The following is an 18,071-nucleotide window of genomic DNA, read 5'->3' as shown; positions in this document are numbered from 1 at the left end:
CCAGGGTCTCAAGTCTATAAGTCACAGGTCTTTCGGACAGGGTTTAAAGGGGTGGTATTGGGATCTGCGACCTGTGATAATTCACAGCTCATACTCGTCGCCCAGGTAGTGCGTGCGCACCCCCGAGTCGCGGGCGAACTCCTCCGGCGAGCCCTGGAAGGCCACCTGGCCGTCGTACATCAGGTAAATGCGGTCGGCAATGGCCAGGGTCTCGCGCACCGAGTGGTCGGTGATGAAGATGCCCACCCCCCGCCGCTCGCGCAGCTCGGAGATGAGCTTCTGGATGTCGTGGACGTTTTTGGGGTCAACACCGGTGAAGGGCTCGTCCAGGAGGATAAAGCTGGGATTGGTGCACAGCGCGCGGGCAATCTCCAGCCGCCGCCGCTCGCCGCCCGAGAGGGTATAGGCGTATTTATCTTTGAGGTGGGCAATGCCCAGCTCCTCGAGCAGCTCTCTGGCCCGCTCAGCCCGTTCGCTTTTGGAGAGGGGTTGAAACTCCAGCACCGCCAGCAGGTTTTCTAGGGCCGTCATGCGCCGGAAGGCCGAGGGCTCCTGGGGCAGGTAGCCCAGACCCTGCCGGGCCCGCTTGTACATGGGCAGCCGGGTGACGTCTTGCCCGCCCAGGCGAATCTGTCCGGCGTTGGGCTCGATAAAGCCCACCAGCATGTAAAAGGTGGTGGTTTTGCCGGCCCCGTTGGGGCCAAACAGGGCCACGATTTCGCCGCGGGTGAGCTCCAGGCTTACGCCCCGCACCACCTCCCGCTTGCCATAGCGCTTGACCAGCCCGGTGGCCTCGAGGCGGGTAGTGAAGGGGGGGGTTGTGCCAAATCTCGGTTGCAATGCCGCTTCCATCTGCCCTACCAGGGTAGCACCCCCCGCTAAGGCAGCTGTGAGAGGAATAACCCAAAGGGGGTCTGGGGGGGTCGGTAGGGCAAGGTTTGTCTACATGGGTGGTCTAAAGCTGAAGGCCAAAGGCTATTGAACGGCTCTGTGCGCATCGCGCTGAGCTGGGCCTTGGCCCTTGGGGTTATCCGTGACCCGGGACTTGCGACACGCATCGTTGATCAAACAGCGCCCATCCCCCATGCACCCACCTGTGGCAGCCCAGGACCCCGGCTTTCCGCTTTGGGCCTGGGGCCTTAAGCTATCGGTTATGGTTGTGACGCGCATTGCACCCAGCCCCACCGGCGACCCCCATGTGGGGACGGCTTACCAGGCTCTGTTTAATTATGTTTTTGCCAAACAGCATGGGGGCAAGTTCATCGTTCGCCTCGAGGACACCGATCGCACCCGCTACAACCCCACCTCCGAGCGGCGCATTCTGGAGATGCTCGAGTGGCTGCGGCTTTCCCCCGACGAGTCGCCCACCAAAGGCGGCCCCAATGGCCCCTACGTGCAGTCGCAACGTCTGCACATCTACCGCGAGCACGTGCAGATGCTCCTGGAAAAAGGCGCGGCCTACCGGGCCTTCGACACCCCCGAGGAACTGGCCGCCGCCCGCGAAGCGGCCCGCCGAGCGGGGAAGCAGGAGCAGGGCTACAACCGCCGTTACCGCGACTACCCGGCCGAGGAAGCCGAGCGACGGGCCGCCGCCGGGGAGCCCCACGTGGTGCGGCTCAAGGTGCCCCTGGAGGGCAAAACCGTTGTGCACGACCTGCTGCGCGGCCCCATCGAGTTCGAGAATGCTGCCCTGGACGACAAGGTGATCCTCAAGGCCGACGGCTACCCTACCTACCACCTGGCGGCCATGGTAGACGATCACCTGATGGGTGTGACCCACGTGATCCGGGCCGAGGAGTGGATTACCAGCACCCCCTTCCACATCCTGATCCTGCGGGCTTTTGGCTGGGAGGAGCCGGTCTGGTGCCACACCCCCCTTTTGCGCAACCCCGATAAATCCAAGCTCTCCAAGCGCAAGATGGATACCAGTGTGGACAGCTACCGTGCCCAGGGCATCCTGCCCGAGGCCCTTTTGAACTACCTGGGCACCATGGCCTGGAGCATGCCCGATGGGCGGGAAATTTTTAGCCTTCAGGATATGATCGAGCACTTCAGCCTGGAGCGCATCAGCCTGGGCGGGCCGGTCTTCGACCTGAACAAACTCAAATGGATGAACGGCAAGTACATCCGCGAAGTCCTGAGCCTGGACGACCTGGCCGAGCGGGTCAAGCCCTTTCTGGAGCGGGCCGGGCTATCCTACCCCTCGGAAACCTACCTGAAGCAGGTGCTCGAGGCCATGCGGGCCCGCTTCGAGACCTTGCAGGAATTTGTGGACAAGTCGCTTTACTTCTTTAGCGAAGCCTACCCCATACAGGAAAAGGCCCTGGCCAAGCTGCGCGAGGGGGCGGCCTTCTTGCCTGAGCTGAAGGAGCAACTGGCCCAGTTGCCCGACCTGCTGCAAGACGCCACCGAACCTTTGCTCAAGGGTTTTGCCGAGGCCAGGGGGGTAAAAGCGGCGGCGGTGATGCAGCCCCTGCGGGCGGCCCTGACGGGAAGCCTCGAGACCCCCGGCATGTTCGACCTCCTCACCCTGTTGGGCAAGGAGCGCGTGTTGAAGCGGCTCGAGCGGGCCATAGAGCTTGTAAAGGAATAACACCACTTCTATCTTTTGCCCCTCACCCCATGCTGGCAAGTTCGGGCAGGTTGACGAACCTAAAAGATGTGTCAGAGTTGTGCTTATCTCTATACCTTTTTATACCAGATTCGGTTAGTTCGGCGCCGAATGGCGGCGAACTAACAGGGCCGAAGTTATCCGCGTAGCGGAGGGCGATACCGCCCCTTGGAAGGGAGACGCTTTCTTCGCCGACCGCCAGGGAGGGGTGTGCTCTAGGATTCAAAAAGATAGCCTCTGGTTTTTTGGTTTAAATGACTATCTTTTTGAATCCGGTATTATACCAACTTTACCTAGGCAGGTAGCTTTGAGAGTCGTCCCAAGCTCCCTCATCCGGCGACACCCCAGGTGCGGCCAATCGTGTTCCTATCGCTGTTTGTAAATAATGCGGTCGGGGTGTCGCCTCCTTCTCCCACCGGGGAGAAGGCAAGGGGTTCATGTGGATTTGGTATCACCTCATCCGGCCCGAACCGTTGGCATCCCCGCCTTCGCGGGCCCAGGTGCCAGTGGCAAGCTGACCGCCGGCGTGCGCGTTGATCAGCCCGCTGCTGGTTCCTGCGACGACGGATTGGTTCGTTAAAAAGGCAGGCGAGGACTTGGTATTGCTATTGCCCGCCGGGACGCTCCAAACAAGGGTTCCGCTATCCGCCTTGATGGCGCGCAAGGATTTGTCGGTAATGATATAGACCTGCCCATTGTTGCCAACTGCGGGCGCGGCATCGCATATTTCCTTGTGGGTGTATATCCACTTAGGAACCTCTGAGGCGGCGGTAGGAGCGGTAGGGCTTACCGCGAACAGGCTGCCGGTGTACATGGGATCGGTCGGGGTTCCGCAGATGTATACCGTCCCATCGGGGCCCACGACGGGTTCGCTCAGCGAGTCCGCCTCGGCAAGCTCGTTATTGGTATTGCTAAGCGATTTAGACCACTTGAGCGTGGCATTGGGCGCCACCGCAGACACCTGGATGACCCCATTGCTAATGGCCCGCACGTAGATTGTGCCGTCCGGGGCCATCGCCATCCCGCCGGGGGAACTCGGGGCAGCCACCGTCGCCAGCACCCCGCCGGTCGGGGCGTGCTTGCGCACCGAGGAGCTGCCGTTCGACCAGATGTTGCCGCTCTTGTCCACCGCGACGCTATAAACACTCTCGCCCAAGTCGTCGCTCCAACCTGGTGCGCCGTTCGCCGCCGAGAAGGTGCGCACGGTGTTGCCGCCCGCCGTGACCACCAGGCCGCTGGTGGTGAGCGCTACCCGGCGGATCTCGAGGTTGCCCAGCGGGTTGGTCTTCCACTTCTCGGTGCCGTTGGGGTTGATGGCGTAAAGCGTACCGCCAAAATCCCAGGCGTAGATGGTCCCGTCGTCGCCTCGGCTGAGGCCCTGTACATTACCGCTGGTGTTGTAGGTCCACTTGGGCGCGAGGGCGTAGGGGTAGGCCCGCACCGAGTTCCCCGAGCCGACGTACACCGTGTCGTCCGGCCCCACCACCAGGCCCCCGCTCGCGTCGAAACCGGAGGCATTGCCGGTGGTCTGGCCCGGAGGTGGGGTTTGGCGGCTGCTAAGGATTTGCGCCTCGTAGTTGTAGAGGGTGTAAGAAAAAGGGGGAACGCCCTTGAAAGCCGTGGTCAGGCCCGTCGTGAGCCCGATCCCGCCATAAAGCTGCCAAGAGATAGGGGGGCCGAAGTCGGTTTTGAAGCGGACATAGGGCTGGAGGCCCAGGAAGGGCCCGGCGACACCATAAATGTAAAACCCGGCTGAGGGCTCTATAAAAGCCTTAAGGCTTAGGGTGGAATTGAACACCGGCCAAATGGGCGTGAAGGACAATTCTCTTTTCGACCATGTGGTGGTACGGTTACTGTTCGAGTCGTAGGAAAAGCCACCCTCCACGCTGCCCTCGGAATCCATGCCGAACTTCACCCCGGCGGTCACGGTGCCGCCTGCCCCCACGTCCAACGCGATGAACGGGATGATTACCCATGGTACCGTTCCTGTCCAAACGGTTATTGGAGAGAATTTGTACTCCGGTAGAGGAATTGTGATCTCGGGGAACTCGAAGGGAGCCTCCCCCGCGGGCGTGGCGACCAAGGCCGAAGCCGAAACCCTAAGGCTGGTTTTGCGGCCATCCGGACTGGTAGTGGAGACCTTAGAGTTCAGATAAATGTCCGGCGGTGGCTGCACAAGCTTCCCGTTCACCAGTTTGATCGGGTAGTAGGTCATGTTAAAAGACACATCGATGCTCAAGCAGAGGGTTCCGGAGACCGTCACCTTAAGACCCGCCGCCACGCCGCCGGTGCCCGCGGCGGCGTCTATGGTGCGGTTCACGTCCAGGCAGGTGCTGACCCCGCTGGGCCGCACACCCTGGGGGAGCGCTACGCCCTGGCCGTCGAGCACTAGCGTCCGGTTGAGGATAAACGCCCCCTGCTGAACCACCTCCTGCATGTCGGCGGGCTCGGTCACGACGGTGGTGCCGTCGCTCGAGACGACCCGCCCAAGGTGCCCCTCTGGGGCCGCCGCCGATGGGCCGAGCACCAAAATCTCCCCGGGCTTGAGGGCCGTGATCTGCGGGTTGCCGCCCGCGAAGGTGAGCGTGGTGCGCCCGCCGCTGTCCCGTAACAACGAGGTAAGGGCCGCTGAGGCTGCGTCGTCCGCCACCCTGGTCTCGGGCGATATTTTGGTCACGACGGGCTGATACTCCACCTTGACCGAAGCCCCCGCTACGGAACCCACTGTCACGCTCTGGGTGGCGACTGCGGGGCTATAGGCGGGGGCATCCTTTTCGCCGCTGCCTACTGCGAGCCCCCGAACCACGTATTCGCCCGGGGGAACCTTTAGGTCGGTGTCGGCGGTGACGGTGCGCTCGGACTGATCCGCCCCGATCACCTTGACCGCTGCCGCCGTACCGGTGGGCAGCCCGGTGATCCGCACCTGCAGCACGCCGCCCTGGGTACCCGCTCCCCCGCAGGCCGCCAGGATGAGCAGGCCGAAGAGAAAAACCCAGTTGCGCATACGAGCTAAGGGCATCAGCGAAGCGCGCAGCGCGAGGGTCAAAATCTTCCAGGTGATGTGGATGATCTGGGATCTGCCTATCATAAAAGCCTCCTCCGGCTTGGTTTGAGGCCAAGGATAGGCAGAAGGCGTTATATGCCGTTATAAGGCGGTCTAATCCGCTGCTCCCGGTGCCGCTCGAGCCCCCACCAGGGGTTGTTGTAACGCATAGTCCACAGCCTGCTCGAGGCTCATTTCCCTGCCCTGGGCCAGCGCGCGCTCGAAAGTCTGGGGCTCGAGGTGCTGGCGGCCCGCGGCGAGGTAGCGCTCGAGGTTGCCCGCACTCACCGGCGGCTCAGCCAGGCCCATGGTCTGGGTGAGGCCATAGACGGCCCCCACCAGCCGCACCGCCCGCTCAAACTGCTCCAGGCGCAGGGCCAGCTCGACGAAAGACCCCAACACCACGCCGATGCTCCAGCGCCGCTCGAGGGTGTAGAAGATGCGCAGGGCCTCCTCGAGGTGGCTCCAGGTTGCGTCCAGATCGGCTTGCTGCAGGGTCAGGAGGGCCAGGTTGACCAGAGAGACCGCGATGCCCTGCTGGTCGCCCAGTTCGCGCTTGATGGCCAGGCTCTCCTCGGTAAGGGCTCGAGCCCGGGCGGACTCGCCGAGTTCCGAGAGCACCTGCCCAAGGTTGCCCAGGGCGTAGGCGATGCCCCGCCGGTCCCCAATCTCGCGCTTGCGGACCAGGCTTTCCTCGAAGTAGGGCCGCGACGCCTCGAGCTGGCCGCGGTAGCCGTAGACCACGCCGATGTCGTTGAGGGTGGTGGCGATGCCGTTGCGATCGCCGATATCGCGTCGCAGACGCAGGCTTTCCTCGAAGTACGCCAGGGCCTGGTCAAAGTTGCCCTGCTCGCGGACGATAGTTCCAAGGCTGTGCAAAGCCCCCGCGACCTCGCCCAAGTCCTCCAGGCGCTGCCAGAGATCCAATGCTTCCTGCTGAACCCGCAGGGCCTGCGCGTATTCACCCTGATCTTTGGTCCGCTCGGCCAGGGCGTTCAGGGCTCTGGCGTGCAGGCGCGGGGGAATGCCCTCTAAGGGCAGGCCGAGGGCGCGTTCGAGCCAGACCCTGCCCTCGCGGTGGTGCCCGCGTACGTACCAGAAGTGGTGGATGGCCGTCGCCAGCCGCAGCGCCAGGGGGGCATCTTGCTGGCTCAGCGCCCACTCCAGCGCGGTTCGTAGGTTGTCGTGCTCGAGGGCCAAACGCTCCAGCCACCGGGCCTCCTCGGGACCGCGCAGATAGCTGCCCGCCTCCTCGGCCAGGGCCAGATAGCGCTCGGCGTGGGCCTGGCGGATGGCTGCCAGAACCCCGCCCGCTTCGGCCCGCTCCTGAGCCTGCTGGCGAATTACCTCGTGTAACTCGAAGCGCCCGCTCGGGGTGCGGCGCAGCAGCGACTTGTCGGCCAGGGTCAGCAGGGCGGCGGGGCCGACACCCGCGACCTTGAGCGCGGCCTGCCGGTCGAAGCCACCCCGGAATACGGTGAGACGGGCCAGGGACTGCTGTTGCTCGGGAGTGAGGCGCTGCCAGGAGTGCTCGAAGACGGCCCGCAGGGAGCGGTGGCGCTCGGGCAAGTCGAGCCCGGGCGACTCGAGGAAGCCCAGGCTGCGCTCGAGCTCATCGGCGATGTCCTGGGGGGTGAAGGCCGAGACCCAGGCAGCGGCGAGCTCCAGGCCCAGCGGCATCCCCTGCACCAGCTGGCAAATCCGCAACACCGCCGGGGCTACCTGGGGCGTGAGGGCGAACTGCGGCCACACCCGGTTGGCCCGCTCCACGAACAGCCGCACCGCACTCGAGCGCCGCACCGCCTCCAGCCCGTACCCCGGCGGGTAGCTCAGGCCCTGGAGGTCGAGCGTCCACTCCGCCTGCAAGCGCAACCGCTCGCGCGAGGTGACCAGCATCCGGAGCTGGGGGGCCTCGTTGAGCAGTTCCAGCACCAGTTCGGCCCCCTCCACCAGGTGTTCGAAGTTGTCGAGCACCAGTAGCATCTCCCGCCCGCGCAGGTGCTCGAGCAGCCTGGCTTTGGGGTCGGTGGCGCGGGTCAGGTTGAGGCCAAGGGCCTCCGCGATGGCCGGGATGATGAGGGCGCTGCGGGCGAGGGGAGCCAGCGCCACGAACCACACCCCGTCGGCGAACGCGCCGAGCTGGCTCTCGGCCACGCTGAGGGCCAGGCGGGTCTTGCCCATGCCCCCCGGCCCGGCCAGGGTGATCAGGCGCTCGCCGGCCTCGAGCCGCCGGTTGACCAGGCCTAGCTCCTCCTCCCGCCCGATGAAGGTGGTCAGGCGGGTCGGCAGGTTGTGCAGCACGGGGTGCGCTGGGGTCTGCGGGGGCAGGGCAGAGCGGCCAAGTTCCTCGAGCAGCCGCCGGGTGGCGGGATCGGGCTCGAGGCCCATCTCCCCCGCCAGCCGCCCTGCAAAAGCGGCGTAGATCTCGCGGGCCCGCCCGGCCTCTCCCAGTGCCGCAGCGTGCTGGAGGATGGCCTGCAGAGCCCGCTCGTTGAAGGGGTCACGCTCCAGCAGACGCTCAAGGCATTCCAGCAACTCCTGCGAGGGCTTGGATTCGGCCGCCCATCTCAGCAGCGCATCGCCCCAGGCGGTCTGGAGGTCGGCGCGCTCGGCCTCGAGCCAGTCCTCGAGCCCGGGCAGCCCATAGATCCGCACGCCCTCGAGGAAAGGTCCACCGTAAAGCTCCACCGCCTGTTCCCACTGCCCCCGGGCCAGAGCCTGCCGAAAGAGCCGCACATCGACCTCGGCCTGCCAGCGCACGCCGCTCGCATCGGCCTCGAGACCCTCCACCCCCTCCATCTGGCGAACCCGGTGCAACAACTGGCGCAGGTTGTTGCGGGCGGAGGCAGGCTCCACCTCCGGCCAGAACAGCTCCAGCAGTTCTGCACGGCTGACCCAGTCCTCCTGGGCTCCCAGGTAGCTCAGCAGCCACAAGGGGCGCTCCTTGGGTAGCGGCGCGACTGCCTCCTTCCGCTCGAGGCGCGGCGAACCCAGGAGCCGAACCCGTGTGCCCACAACACTCCCACCATAGCAGAACTAGACCGACGAGAAGATTATTTTTGACCACGCCATGGCCGGCGCGTAATACCAGATTCGGTTAGTTCGGCGTCGGATGGCGGCGAACTAACCGGGCCGAAGTTATCCGCGTAGCGGAGGGCGATACCGCCCCTTGGAAGTTATCCGCGTAGCGGAGGGCGATACCGCCCCTTGGAAAGGAGACGCTTTATTCGCCGACCGTTCGGGAGGGGAGTGCTCTAGGATTCAAAAAGATAACCTCTGAGGGATCTTTGGTTTGGATGATTATCTTTTTGAATCCGGTATAAGCTGACTTCTTACCTACACATCCCAGTAGTCGTCGGGATAGGGCAGCCCCACAGCCTGGGCGAAGGCTTGCAGGCCCAGCCGGTCGGGGGCTTCCAGGTGGTAGCGGAAGTTCCACAGGTAGTGCTGCATCAGGCGCTCGGGTACGTTCAGGCGCTGGGCCTCGGTGCCGGCCACGGCGGCCAGGTTGCCCAGCCCTAGCGAACGGGCGGCCCGCAGGCGCCGGACAATTTCAGGGGGCGGTGGCGCGTTTTTGCGGGTGGCCCAGACCGCAAAAACAAAGGGCAGCCGGGTTTGCTCGAACCACTTCATCGAGAGGTCGGTAATGCGAATGCCTTCAACCTGGGTGGGCACCTGGTGCACCGACTCGGGGATGATGGAGAGCAGGCCAAAGTAGGTGCTGATGGCCCGGTCGCCGATCAGGAGAACTGCGTCGTAGCGCTCGAGGAGCTCGAGGCCGATAGGCGCGAGCTTGCTGGATGGGGGTGGGCCGTCCTGGGTGCTTTGCGAGGGCCTCGTCTTTCGCTCGAGGCCGCCCTGCTCGGGGGTGTACTGGGCCTCTATGCCATCGGCTTCTAGCAGGTACTGCAAAAGCCGTACCGAGGTGGCGCTTTCGGTGGTCAGAGCAATGCGCCGGAGCTCGTTCCAGGGCTTGCGGTGAAACAAGTTGACCGAATACACCGGCCCCAGGTCGGCCACGCTGAAGTCGGGCAGGGGTCTTAGCTTGTCGGCGTTTTCCAGGTAGAAGTAGGAGGAAACCAGGCTCAGGTCTACCGAGCCCTCCAGCAGCCACCGGTTGAGTTCAGTGGGCACGCCGTAGCGAAAGGCTACTCCGTCCCCTTCCTCCAGAAAGTGGTAGAGCGGCGCGGTGTTGGCGTAGCGGGGGACACCCAGAATATACATAAGCAAGAGGCTAAAAGCCGAAAGCTAGCTAGTAGAGATGGCCCTGGGCTTTGGCCCTTCGGCTCTTGGCGGGTTGTCGTAGATGCGTAGCTCGTTGTACAGCGCATCCCGCTCTACCGGCACGCGTCCGGCGGCCTGGATGAGCTGCACCATCTTCTGGCGGGAGAGGCCCAGCGGCGAGGTAGCCCCGGCGGCATGCGCGATGTGCTCCTCGATGATGGTGCCGTCGATGTCCGAGACCCCCCAGTCGAGCGAGACCTGAACCAGGTCGGAGGAGATCATCACCCAGTAGCCCTTGATGTGGTCAAAGTTGTCCAAGTACAGCCTCGCAACCGCCAGGTTCCTCAGGTCGTCTAAGCCGGTGGTGAACTCGGTCTTGCCTAGGTTGAACGCCAGCGCGTTGGCGTCGGGCTGGAAGGCCAAGGGAATAAAGCTATAAAAACCTCCGGTTTCGTCCTGCAGCCGGCGTAGCCGATCCATATGGTCGAGGCGTTCTTCCAGGGTCTCGATGTGCCCGTAGAGCATGGTAGCGTTGGTGCGGATTCCCAGGCTGTGGGCCTCGCGGTGGATTTGCAGCCACTTCTCGGCCTTGACCTTATTCTTGGCGATCTGACGACGTACCCGCTCGGCAAAGATTTCCGCCCCGCCGCCGGGGAGGGCTACCAGGCCGGCGGCTTTGAGTTCGCGCAAGACCTCGAGGGTGGGCTTCTTGCTGATTTTGGAGAGGTGCTCGATCTCCGCTGCCGTGAAAGCCTTTACCTGGATGCCGGGGAAGTTTTCGTTCAAGGCCCGCACCATCTCGGGGTAGTAGCTCCAGGGGCGGTTGGGGTGATGGCCGCTGGACATGTGCAGTTCGGTCAGGCCCGGCTCCCACTTTTCGCGCACTTTGGCCACCACGTCTTCCACGCTATAATCCCAGGCCCGCGCCTCGTCTTTCTTAGCTGCAAACGCACAGAACGTACAGCCCACGTAGCAGATGTTGGTGAACTCGAGCCGCATGGAGTGTACAAAGTAGGTTTTATCGCCGTGCTTGCGCTCGCGCACCCGGTTGGCCAGCCACATCAGGGCGTTGTAGTCGGGGGTGTGGTAGAGCGTCATTCCTTCGTCGAAGGTCAGGCGCTCCCCGGCCTCTACTTTCTCCACGATGGGAAGGAGTTTGGGGTCACGCACCACAGGGATGTACCGCAAAGCGCCTACGGAAGAGGAAGCCACATTCATCAGAGACAATCCTAGCACTGCCCGGTTGTGAAACCTGATACCTGGCTAACGATTGGAGCGGTCAGTCCGCATACACGGTGTGGTTCTGGGTGGAGCTTCGGACGACCAGGGTGGGCTCGAAACGCCGGGCCCGGGGGCTGCCCTTGTAGCCCCGAATGCGCTCCAAAAGCATGCGGGCGGCCTCGGCCCCCATCTCCTCGATGGGCTGCGACAGGGTGGACAGGCCCCGGGCCTCGGTCCAGGCGTGGCCGTCGAAGCCCAGCAAGCGTACCTGCTCAGCTATCTTCAGACCCTGTCGTTCGGCTTCCTCGAGCACCCCCAGGGCCAGGAGGTCGGCTCCGGCAAAAATGTTGTAGGGAGGCCTGGACAGCCGCATAAAGTGCTGCAGGGCCAGCCGCCCGCCCTCGGCAGAGAAGCGCGAGACGAAGACGTGAGCGTCCGGCAGCGAGCGGCCTACGCGGGCTAGCCCATCGCGAAACCCCGCGACCCGTTCCTGCCCTACGGTATTGCGCATAACCTCGTCGAGTTCTTCTTGCATCTGGATGGCGAACAGCTCTCCAGGAAAGGCTGCAAGGTGCTGGGCGGCCATCTGCCCACCCAGGTAGTTGTCTACGAAGGCAGAGTCGTAGCGGGGGCTGTGGGCGTCTACCAGAACCACTGGGCGCTCGGTGGGAAACCGCTGGTTGGGCAGCAGATGAGCCAGGCCCTGGGAGGCTACCAGCAAGCCATCGGTTTGGTAGGCCAAAGAGCGGCTCTCCAGGTAGCGTTGCAGCCGCAGGGGGGAGAAGATGGGAAAGAGTGCAATTTCGTAGCGCTCCTCGCTCAAGACCTGCTCGATACCCTCGAGGAGCCGGTTGTAAAATTCGGTTGAGATAACCGGCAGGATGAGCGAGATGGTGTAACTGCGCCCCCCGGCCACCCGCCTGGCGTGGGGGTTGGGGCTGTAACCAAGGCTGGACATAGCCGCCAGTACCCGCTCGCGGGTCTCGGTCCGTACCGAGGGGTGGTTGTTCAGAACCCGGCTGACTGTACCAATCCCCACTTTGGCAAGGTGGGCGACTTCGTGGATGGTGGGTTTACGCTTGGCCAAATTTGGCTCCTCTTTCGGGGTGGAAACGCTTTCCTGCGAAATCTAAAATTAGTTTATCACACAATCTGGACTGCGAGAACACAAAAAAGGCCCCAGGGGCCCCTTTACTTGACGATGGCGCCATGCTGCTGCCCAGGGTACAGAACTTGCTGCATCAACGTAATAGAAGGTTGCTGGTCTGGGCCTTGAATCAACCTTTTCTCGGGCTTGCTTCCGGTCTTGGGCAGCTCAACGGTTGTCACCCAAACCGTTTAGCATAGAAAGCGGTTGCTATGGACCTGGTGTGGGTGGTGCTGGCCTATCTGGTGGGTTCGCTCAGCTTTGGGCGCATTGCCGGTGTTATCCGGGGTTTCAACCTGGCCGAACGGGACACCCCCGGCGCCAGCGGGACTTTTCGTCAACTGGGGCCCAAGTGGGGCCTTGCGGTGGCGCTGGCCGATGTGCTCAAGGGGGTTCTGGCGGCCTACCTGAGCCAGTGGGCCCAGGCGCCCTGGGCCATGCCCCTGATGGGGGTGGCGGTGGTGGCGGGCCATAACTGGCCGCTCTATTTCGGCTTTCGGGGTGGGGGTGGTATTGCCCCCACTTTGGGGTTTTTTGGCTTTTTGTATCCCACCATCACGCTGGTGGCGGTTGGGATTGGTTTGGCCGTGGCGGGCCTGTACTGGCAGTTGTACTGGAAAAACCATCGGGGTGGTTGGTATCCCATTCCGGTAGGGGCCCTGGTGGGGTATATCTATGCCCTGATTGCCTTCTGGCCCACTGGAAAAGGGTTCTGGGCTTTTCTGTTGGTGAGCCTGGTGGTAGCTTTACGCGGTCTCAGGATGATCCGGAAGGACCAATGAGCGGTTCGGGCTAGGGTTTGAGCAACCCTGGTGAGTTTTCGAAAGTGCCTCGCTTGCTAAACTGGCGGTTGTGCGGATTGTTTTTGCTGAGAATATTGAATATACCCTGGGCGCACGCGACTTGCTGAACGGGGTGAGCCTGGAACTGCGCCACGGCGACCGTCTGGCCCTGGTGGGGGCCAATGGCTCGGGCAAGACCACCCTGATGCGCCTCTTGATGGGGGAACTCCAGCCGAGCTCCGGGCGTGTTCACCGCACCGAGGGGGTGCACCTGGAGCTTTTGCCCCAGGACCCCCAGTACAGCCCCAGCGACACCGTGGAAACGGTGCTCAAGCGGGGGTTCGCCCGGGTACAGGCCATGGAAGCCGAACTGGCCCGCTTGGAAACCAGCCTGGCCGATCCCGAGGTTTACCATCGCTGGGAAAAGCTGCACGAGCGCTTCGAGGCCATTGGGGGCTATCAGCAGCGCGCCCGCTACGAGGCCGTGCTGAAGGGGCTTCGCTTCGAGGGGCGACAACAGGAAAAAGCCAGTGTGCTCTCCGGGGGCGAGACCCGGCGGCTGGCGCTGGGGGCGCTGCTCTTATCGGGGTCGGATGCCCTGCTGTTGGACGAGCCTACCAACCACCTCGACTTAGAGATGGTGGCCTGGCTGGTCAATTTTTTGCGATCGTTCGGGGGGGCTACCGTCACGGTCTCGCACGACCGGCAGTTTCTTGACCAGGTCACAGAGCGCGTGGCCTGGCTGCGCAAGGGCAGCCTCAGGCTTTATGAAGGCAACTTCACGGCTTTCCGCCGTGAGCGGGCCCTACAAGAAGAACAGGAAGCCCGCGAATACGCCAACTGGCTCAAAGAGAAAGAGCGGCGCGAGGAGATTCTGGAGCAGGCCCAGCGCTGGGCCCACAGCAGCGCCAAACACGCCAAGCGGCTGCACAGCCTGGAAGCCCGCATGGAGCAGTTCTTAGAAGAAACCGTCCAGGCTCCTGATGTGGACGACCCTGCGGTGCGGATCCGCTTTCCGGTGGAGAAGAAGGTCACTGCTGAGCGGGTTTTGGAAGGGTGGAATTTACAAAAGAACTTCGGAGGACGCGAACTCTTCCATATTCCTGGCCTGCTGGTTCGGAATGGCGAGCGCATTGCCGTTATCGGCCCCAACGGGGCGGGCAAGACCACCCTGCTCAAGGTGCTCCTGGGGCTGCTGCCCTCCGACCACCCGGCGGGGCGGGTCAAAACCGGGCCGGGGGTGCGGATTGGCTACTATGACCAAAGACTCTCGGGCTTCGACCCCGAACTCACCCTGTTCGAGACGCTCTACCGCATGCTGGGCGAGAGGGCCCATGCCGCTTTGGGAGCCTGGATGTTTCCCTACGAGGCCCAGTTCAAGCAGGTGAAGAGCCTTTCGGGGGGGGAGCGGGCCCGGCTGGCCCTGCTCTCGCTCTCGTTGCAACAAGCCAGCCTGCTGGTGCTGGACGAGCCGACCAACCACCTCGACCTCGAGACGGTGGAGGCCCTCGAGCAGGCCCTGCTGGATTATCCCGGCACCCTCTTGCTGGTCTCACACGACCTGGCCTTCCTCGATCGGCTGGCTACGCGCACCTGGCACGTTTTTGAGGGCCAGTTCGCTGACTACCCGGCCCCGCCCAGCGAATACCTGGAGCGTCGCAAGACGGAGGTGGTGCCCAGGAAACTCGAGCGGCCGACTTCCAGGGTTGAAGCGCAGCATCCGAAGCCCCCCAGGGCCAGGGGACGCTGGCACCTGGAGCGCGAAAAAGAACGCCTGGAAGCCCAAATTGCTGAACTCGAGGCACAAATCCAGGCTGAGCTTTCCAGGGCCAACCAGCCCAGCCTGCACCACAGCGAGTACGCCCAAATTGCCGAAACACAAGCCAAGTTGGAGGAAGCGCTTGAGCAAGCCTTTGCCCGCTGGGCCGAGGTGGTTGAGCAGCTTGAAGGTTCGTTCTGAGGGCTTTAGCGGCGGCCAGAACCACCTGTTACAAGTTATGGGAACTTTCCGATTGTCCTAGCACAATCCATCAACTTGTACCTTCCTCCCATCCAAGCCTTGTGCATATAATGCCCTCCATCCAAATGGAGGACGCATGGGGGTGCGGGTCAAGCTGCGGTATGACAAACATATAGCTTTATACCGCCACATTGCCGAGGAGTTTCGCACCCGCATTGCCAAGGGCGAGCTGCCCCCCGGTACCCGCCTGCCCACAGTACGGGCCCTGGCCCGCGAAGTAGGCACCACCCGCCTCACCATCCACAACGCTTACCGCGAGCTTCAGGCCGATGGGCTTATCGAGTCGGTGGTGGGACGGGGTACGTTTGTGAGCCCACAGGCCCAGCCCACCGCTCAGCCCAGCTTCAGCGAGCGGCTCGAGCCCGACTCGGTGCTCTCCGACCTGCACCGCTTGCAACAGGCCAAAGTCCTGCACAACCTGGCCCTGGCCACTGCCGACCCCACTTTGTTTCCCTACCTGTCTTTTTGGGCCTGTCTGGAGAGCCTGAAGCCTTTGGCCCGGGAGGTTTTTGGCTACGGCTCGGTGATGGGTGAGCCCGAGCTTAGGGTGGCCCTCGGCGAGCTGCTCGAGCAGCGGGGTATCGGGGCCGACCCCAGCGAGGTGCTGGTTACTGTGGGGGGGCTGCAAGGGCTGGCCCTGGTCTGCCGGGCCCTGGCCGAACCGGGTGAGGAGGTGCTCCTGGAGGAACCCACCTATTTGGGCCTCCTGGGCATCCTCAAGCAGTTTCGCCTCAAACCCCTGCCGGTACCGCTCGACCCCGAAGGCCCCCGGCTGGAGGTGCTCGAGGCCCTGCTGAAGCGCCACCGCCCGCGCTTTTACTACACCATTCCCAGCTACCATAACCCCACCGGGCTGCGCTTCGGCGAGTCGAAACTGCAGCGGATGCTCGAGCTTTCCCAAACCTACGGCTTCACCCTGGTAGAAGACGATACCCTGGGCTTCTTGAGCTATGAGAAAACCCCCCCCATCCCCCTCTATGCCCTGGCCCAGCGAACCGGCCTGAAGGCCCAGGTGGTGCACCTGGCCAGCCTCTCCAAGGTGCTGATGCCGGGTCTGCGCATTGGTTATCTGGTGGCTCCACCGCCCTTGCTCGAGCGCTTTACCTCTTTGCACAACGTCTCCGACATCACCGGCCCTCCGCCTCTCTTGCAGCGGGCTACAGCCCAGTTCATACGGCAGGGAGGCCTGAAGCAGCACCTCAAGCAGGTGCTCCCCATCTATCAAAAGCGCCGGGATGTGCTTTTGCAGGCTCTAAGCCGCTATATGCCCCCAGGGGTGCACTGGAGCCGTCCCGAGGGGGGGTTCTCCTGCTGGGTGAACCTGCCCCGGCTTTTTTCCAACCTCGAGCTGCACCACCAGGCCTTAGCCCAGGGGGTGGCCATCACCCCCGGCGAGGCTTTTTTGGTACAGGCCGACGAAACCATGCACGTGCGGCTGTGCTTTGGGGCCCAGGCCGCAGAGGGCCTGGAAGAGGGGGTGAAAGAACTGGCAAAACTGATCCGTGCGCGGGTTACACACACACAGACATGAAGCGAGCTGGTGGGAGGTAGCTCAATGGAAAACAAACCCAAAGAGGTGCGCGGGGCGCACTACGTGGATGTAGACAACACCTATCTGGAAAAGCGGCGCTTGCGCAAGAGCGCGGGCTGGGTGCTTTTATGGGGCCTGGGGGTGGGGGCGGTTATCTCGGGCGACTTCTTCGGCTGGAACTTCGGGCTGGCCGCAGGCGGCTTTGGGGGGCTTTTGCTGGCCACCCTCGTGGTGGCAGTGATGTACGTGACCATGGTGCTCTCCATCGCCGAACTCTCCACCGCGCTGCCCCACGCCGGGGGCTTTTACTCCTTTACCCGCAACGCCTTTGGGCCCAACTGGGCCTACCTGAACGGGGTCACCGATCTCATCGAGTATGTGATTACCCCGGCCGTGATTGTGGTGGGCATTGCGGGGTACATGAACGCCCTTATTCCTGGGGTGCCGGCCTGGATCTGGTGGGCGGCCTTTTATGCCCTGTTCGTGGGCATCAACATTCGGGGTACGGCCCTCACCCTCCGGATCTCGCTGATCGTGACTTTGCTGGCGCTCGCAGTGCTGGTCTTTTTCTACGTAGCTGCGGGTCTCTCCGGGGCGTTTAGCTGGGATAAGGTCTTCAACATTGCCCCTGCGGAGGGGGGCTCGAGCTTCCTCCCCTTTGGCTGGTACGGGGTTTTTGCAGCCCTACCCTTTGCCATCTGGTTCTATCTGGCCATCGAGCAGCTTCCTCTGGCTGCCGAGGAGTCGCACGATGTGGTGCGCGACATGCCCCGGGCGCTCATCCTGGGCATCATTACCCTGCTGGTGCTCTCGGTGCTCACCCTCATCCTCAACACTGGGGTCGCCGGCGCCAAGGAGGTCGGGGAGTCCGGCGCACCTTTGGAGCTGGGCTTCAAGGCGGTGTTTGGCGATGCGGCGACCAGCACCTTCCTGACACTTATTGCCATCACCGGCCTGGTGGCCAGCTTCCACGCCATCATCTACGCCTATGGGCGGCTCATCTTTGCCCTTTCACGGGCCGGCTACCTGCCTACCGGGCTTTCTATTGTGAGCCGCTACCACACCCCGCACTACGCCCTGGTGCTGGGCGCGGTGGTGGGCTTCTTGATGTGCGTGCTCATCAGCACTTTCTCCGATAGCGTGGGGGCCGCGCTTTTGAACATGGCCGTTTTTGGTGCGGTGATCTCTTATGCCATGGTGATGTTTGCTTACATTCGCCTGGCCCGCGCCCGCCCCGACCTGCCCAGGCCCTACAAGAGCCCCTTGGGTGTGGCGGGGGCCTGGGTGGGGGCCATTCTGGCCCTGGTCTGCTTGGCGGCTACCTTCGCGGTGGAGAGCTACCGCCCCGGCGTGGTGGGTACTGCCGTCTTTGTGGTGCTGATGATGGCCTACTACTGGTTCTACAGCCGCTTCCGCCTGGTGGCCCAGGCCCCCGAGGAGGAGGCCGCCCTCATTGCCGAGGCACAGCGGGAGATTCGCTAGGCTCATCCCA

General features: G+C 63.3%; 11 protein-coding genes. 5 read left to right on the top strand and 6 right to left on the bottom strand.

Annotated elements, in window-relative coordinates:
* Nucleotides 1-81: 81 nt before the first annotated feature.
* Complete coding sequence (lptB, locus tag Q0X23_RS02870; protein ID WP_297858892.1) at nucleotides 82-852, bottom strand: LPS export ABC transporter ATP-binding protein; 771 nt, start codon at nucleotides 850-852, stop codon at nucleotides 82-84.
* Nucleotides 853-1,153: 301 nt separating this feature from the next.
* Here lptB and gltX point away from each other — a divergent pair, with 301 nt between their 5' ends.
* On the top strand, nucleotides 1,154-2,593 hold the full coding sequence (gene gltX / locus Q0X23_RS02865; RefSeq protein WP_297858891.1) for a glutamate--tRNA ligase: 1,440 nt from the start codon (nucleotides 1,154-1,156) through the stop codon (nucleotides 2,591-2,593).
* Between the two features lie 469 nt (nucleotides 2,594-3,062).
* Here the strand turns inward: gltX and Q0X23_RS02860 are convergent, their stop codons facing one another.
* From Q0X23_RS02860 to Q0X23_RS02840, 5 genes are all read right to left on the bottom strand, one after another.
* Nucleotides 3,063-5,699 carry a PQQ-binding-like beta-propeller repeat protein gene (locus Q0X23_RS02860; RefSeq protein ID WP_297858890.1) on the bottom strand — a complete coding sequence of 879 codons (2,637 nt, stop codon included), beginning with the start codon at nucleotides 5,697-5,699 and terminating at the stop codon, nucleotides 3,063-3,065.
* Between the two features lie 69 nt (nucleotides 5,700-5,768).
* Complete coding sequence (locus Q0X23_RS02855) at nucleotides 5,769-8,669, bottom strand: tetratricopeptide repeat protein (RefSeq protein ID WP_297858889.1); 2,901 nt, start codon at nucleotides 8,667-8,669, stop codon at nucleotides 5,769-5,771.
* A gap of 321 nt (nucleotides 8,670-8,990) precedes the next feature.
* Nucleotides 8,991-9,878 carry a menaquinone biosynthetic enzyme MqnA/MqnD family protein gene (locus tag Q0X23_RS02850; protein ID WP_297858888.1) on the bottom strand — a complete coding sequence of 296 codons (888 nt, stop codon included), beginning with the start codon at nucleotides 9,876-9,878 and terminating at the stop codon, nucleotides 8,991-8,993.
* A 24-nt stretch (nucleotides 9,879-9,902) separates the two neighbouring features.
* Nucleotides 9,903-11,096, bottom strand: a complete 1,194-nt coding sequence (gene mqnE, locus Q0X23_RS02845) for an aminofutalosine synthase MqnE (protein ID WP_374707439.1) — start codon at nucleotides 11,094-11,096, stop codon at nucleotides 9,903-9,905.
* Between the two features lie 61 nt (nucleotides 11,097-11,157).
* Nucleotides 11,158-12,186 (bottom strand): LacI family DNA-binding transcriptional regulator, encoded by a 1,029-nt coding sequence (locus Q0X23_RS02840; protein ID WP_297858887.1) that lies wholly within the window; start codon nucleotides 12,184-12,186, stop codon nucleotides 11,158-11,160.
* A 272-nt stretch (nucleotides 12,187-12,458) separates the two neighbouring features.
* Between Q0X23_RS02840 and Q0X23_RS02835 the strand changes: the two genes are divergently transcribed.
* The 4 genes from Q0X23_RS02835 (at nucleotide 12,459) to eat (ending at nucleotide 18,061) form a co-directional block, all read left to right on the top strand.
* Nucleotides 12,459-13,028, top strand: a complete 570-nt coding sequence (locus Q0X23_RS02835) for a glycerol-3-phosphate acyltransferase (protein WP_297858886.1) — start codon at nucleotides 12,459-12,461, stop codon at nucleotides 13,026-13,028.
* 70 nt (nucleotides 13,029-13,098) lie between these two features.
* Nucleotides 13,099-14,988 (top strand): ribosomal protection-like ABC-F family protein, encoded by a 1,890-nt coding sequence (gene abc-f, locus Q0X23_RS02830; RefSeq protein ID WP_297858885.1) that lies wholly within the window; start codon nucleotides 13,099-13,101, stop codon nucleotides 14,986-14,988.
* A 136-nt stretch (nucleotides 14,989-15,124) separates the two neighbouring features.
* Nucleotides 15,125-16,579 (top strand): PLP-dependent aminotransferase family protein, encoded by a 1,455-nt coding sequence (locus tag Q0X23_RS02825; protein ID WP_297858884.1) that lies wholly within the window; start codon nucleotides 15,125-15,127, stop codon nucleotides 16,577-16,579.
* Nucleotides 16,580-16,603: 24 nt separating this feature from the next.
* Nucleotides 16,604-18,061, top strand: coding sequence for an ethanolamine permease (eat, locus tag Q0X23_RS02820; RefSeq protein ID WP_297858883.1), 1,458 nt, complete (start codon nucleotides 16,604-16,606; stop codon nucleotides 18,059-18,061).
* Nucleotides 18,062-18,071 lie beyond the last annotated feature (10 nt).

The sequence above is a fragment of the Meiothermus sp. genome, from assembly GCF_026004115.1.
Taxonomy (GTDB): Bacteria; Deinococcota; Deinococci; order Deinococcales; family Thermaceae; genus Meiothermus.
Note: the sequence above shows the minus strand (reverse complement) of the source record. Positions and strands in the feature narration are given on the sequence as shown.

Bases quoted from the DNA above. Each gene is read 5' to 3' on its own strand.
- lptB (WP_297858892.1), bottom strand. From the start codon at position 852: ATGGAAGCGGCATTGCAACCGAGATTTGGCACAACCCCCCCCTTCACT.
- gltX (WP_297858891.1), top strand. From the start codon at position 1,154: ATGGTTGTGACGCGCATTGCACCCAGCCCCACCGGCGACCCCCATGTG.
- Q0X23_RS02860 (WP_297858890.1), bottom strand. From the start codon at position 5,699: ATGATAGGCAGATCCCAGATCATCCACATCACCTGGAAGATTTTGACC.
- Q0X23_RS02850 (WP_297858888.1), bottom strand. From the start codon at position 9,878: ATGTATATTCTGGGTGTCCCCCGCTACGCCAACACCGCGCCGCTCTAC.
- mqnE (WP_374707439.1), bottom strand. From the start codon at position 11,096: ATGAATGTGGCTTCCTCTTCCGTAGGCGCTTTGCGGTACATCCCTGTG.
- Q0X23_RS02835 (WP_297858886.1), top strand. From the start codon at position 12,459: ATGGACCTGGTGTGGGTGGTGCTGGCCTATCTGGTGGGTTCGCTCAGC.
- Q0X23_RS02825 (WP_297858884.1), top strand. From the start codon at position 15,125: ATGGGGGTGCGGGTCAAGCTGCGGTATGACAAACATATAGCTTTATAC.
- eat (WP_297858883.1), top strand. From the start codon at position 16,604: ATGGAAAACAAACCCAAAGAGGTGCGCGGGGCGCACTACGTGGATGTA.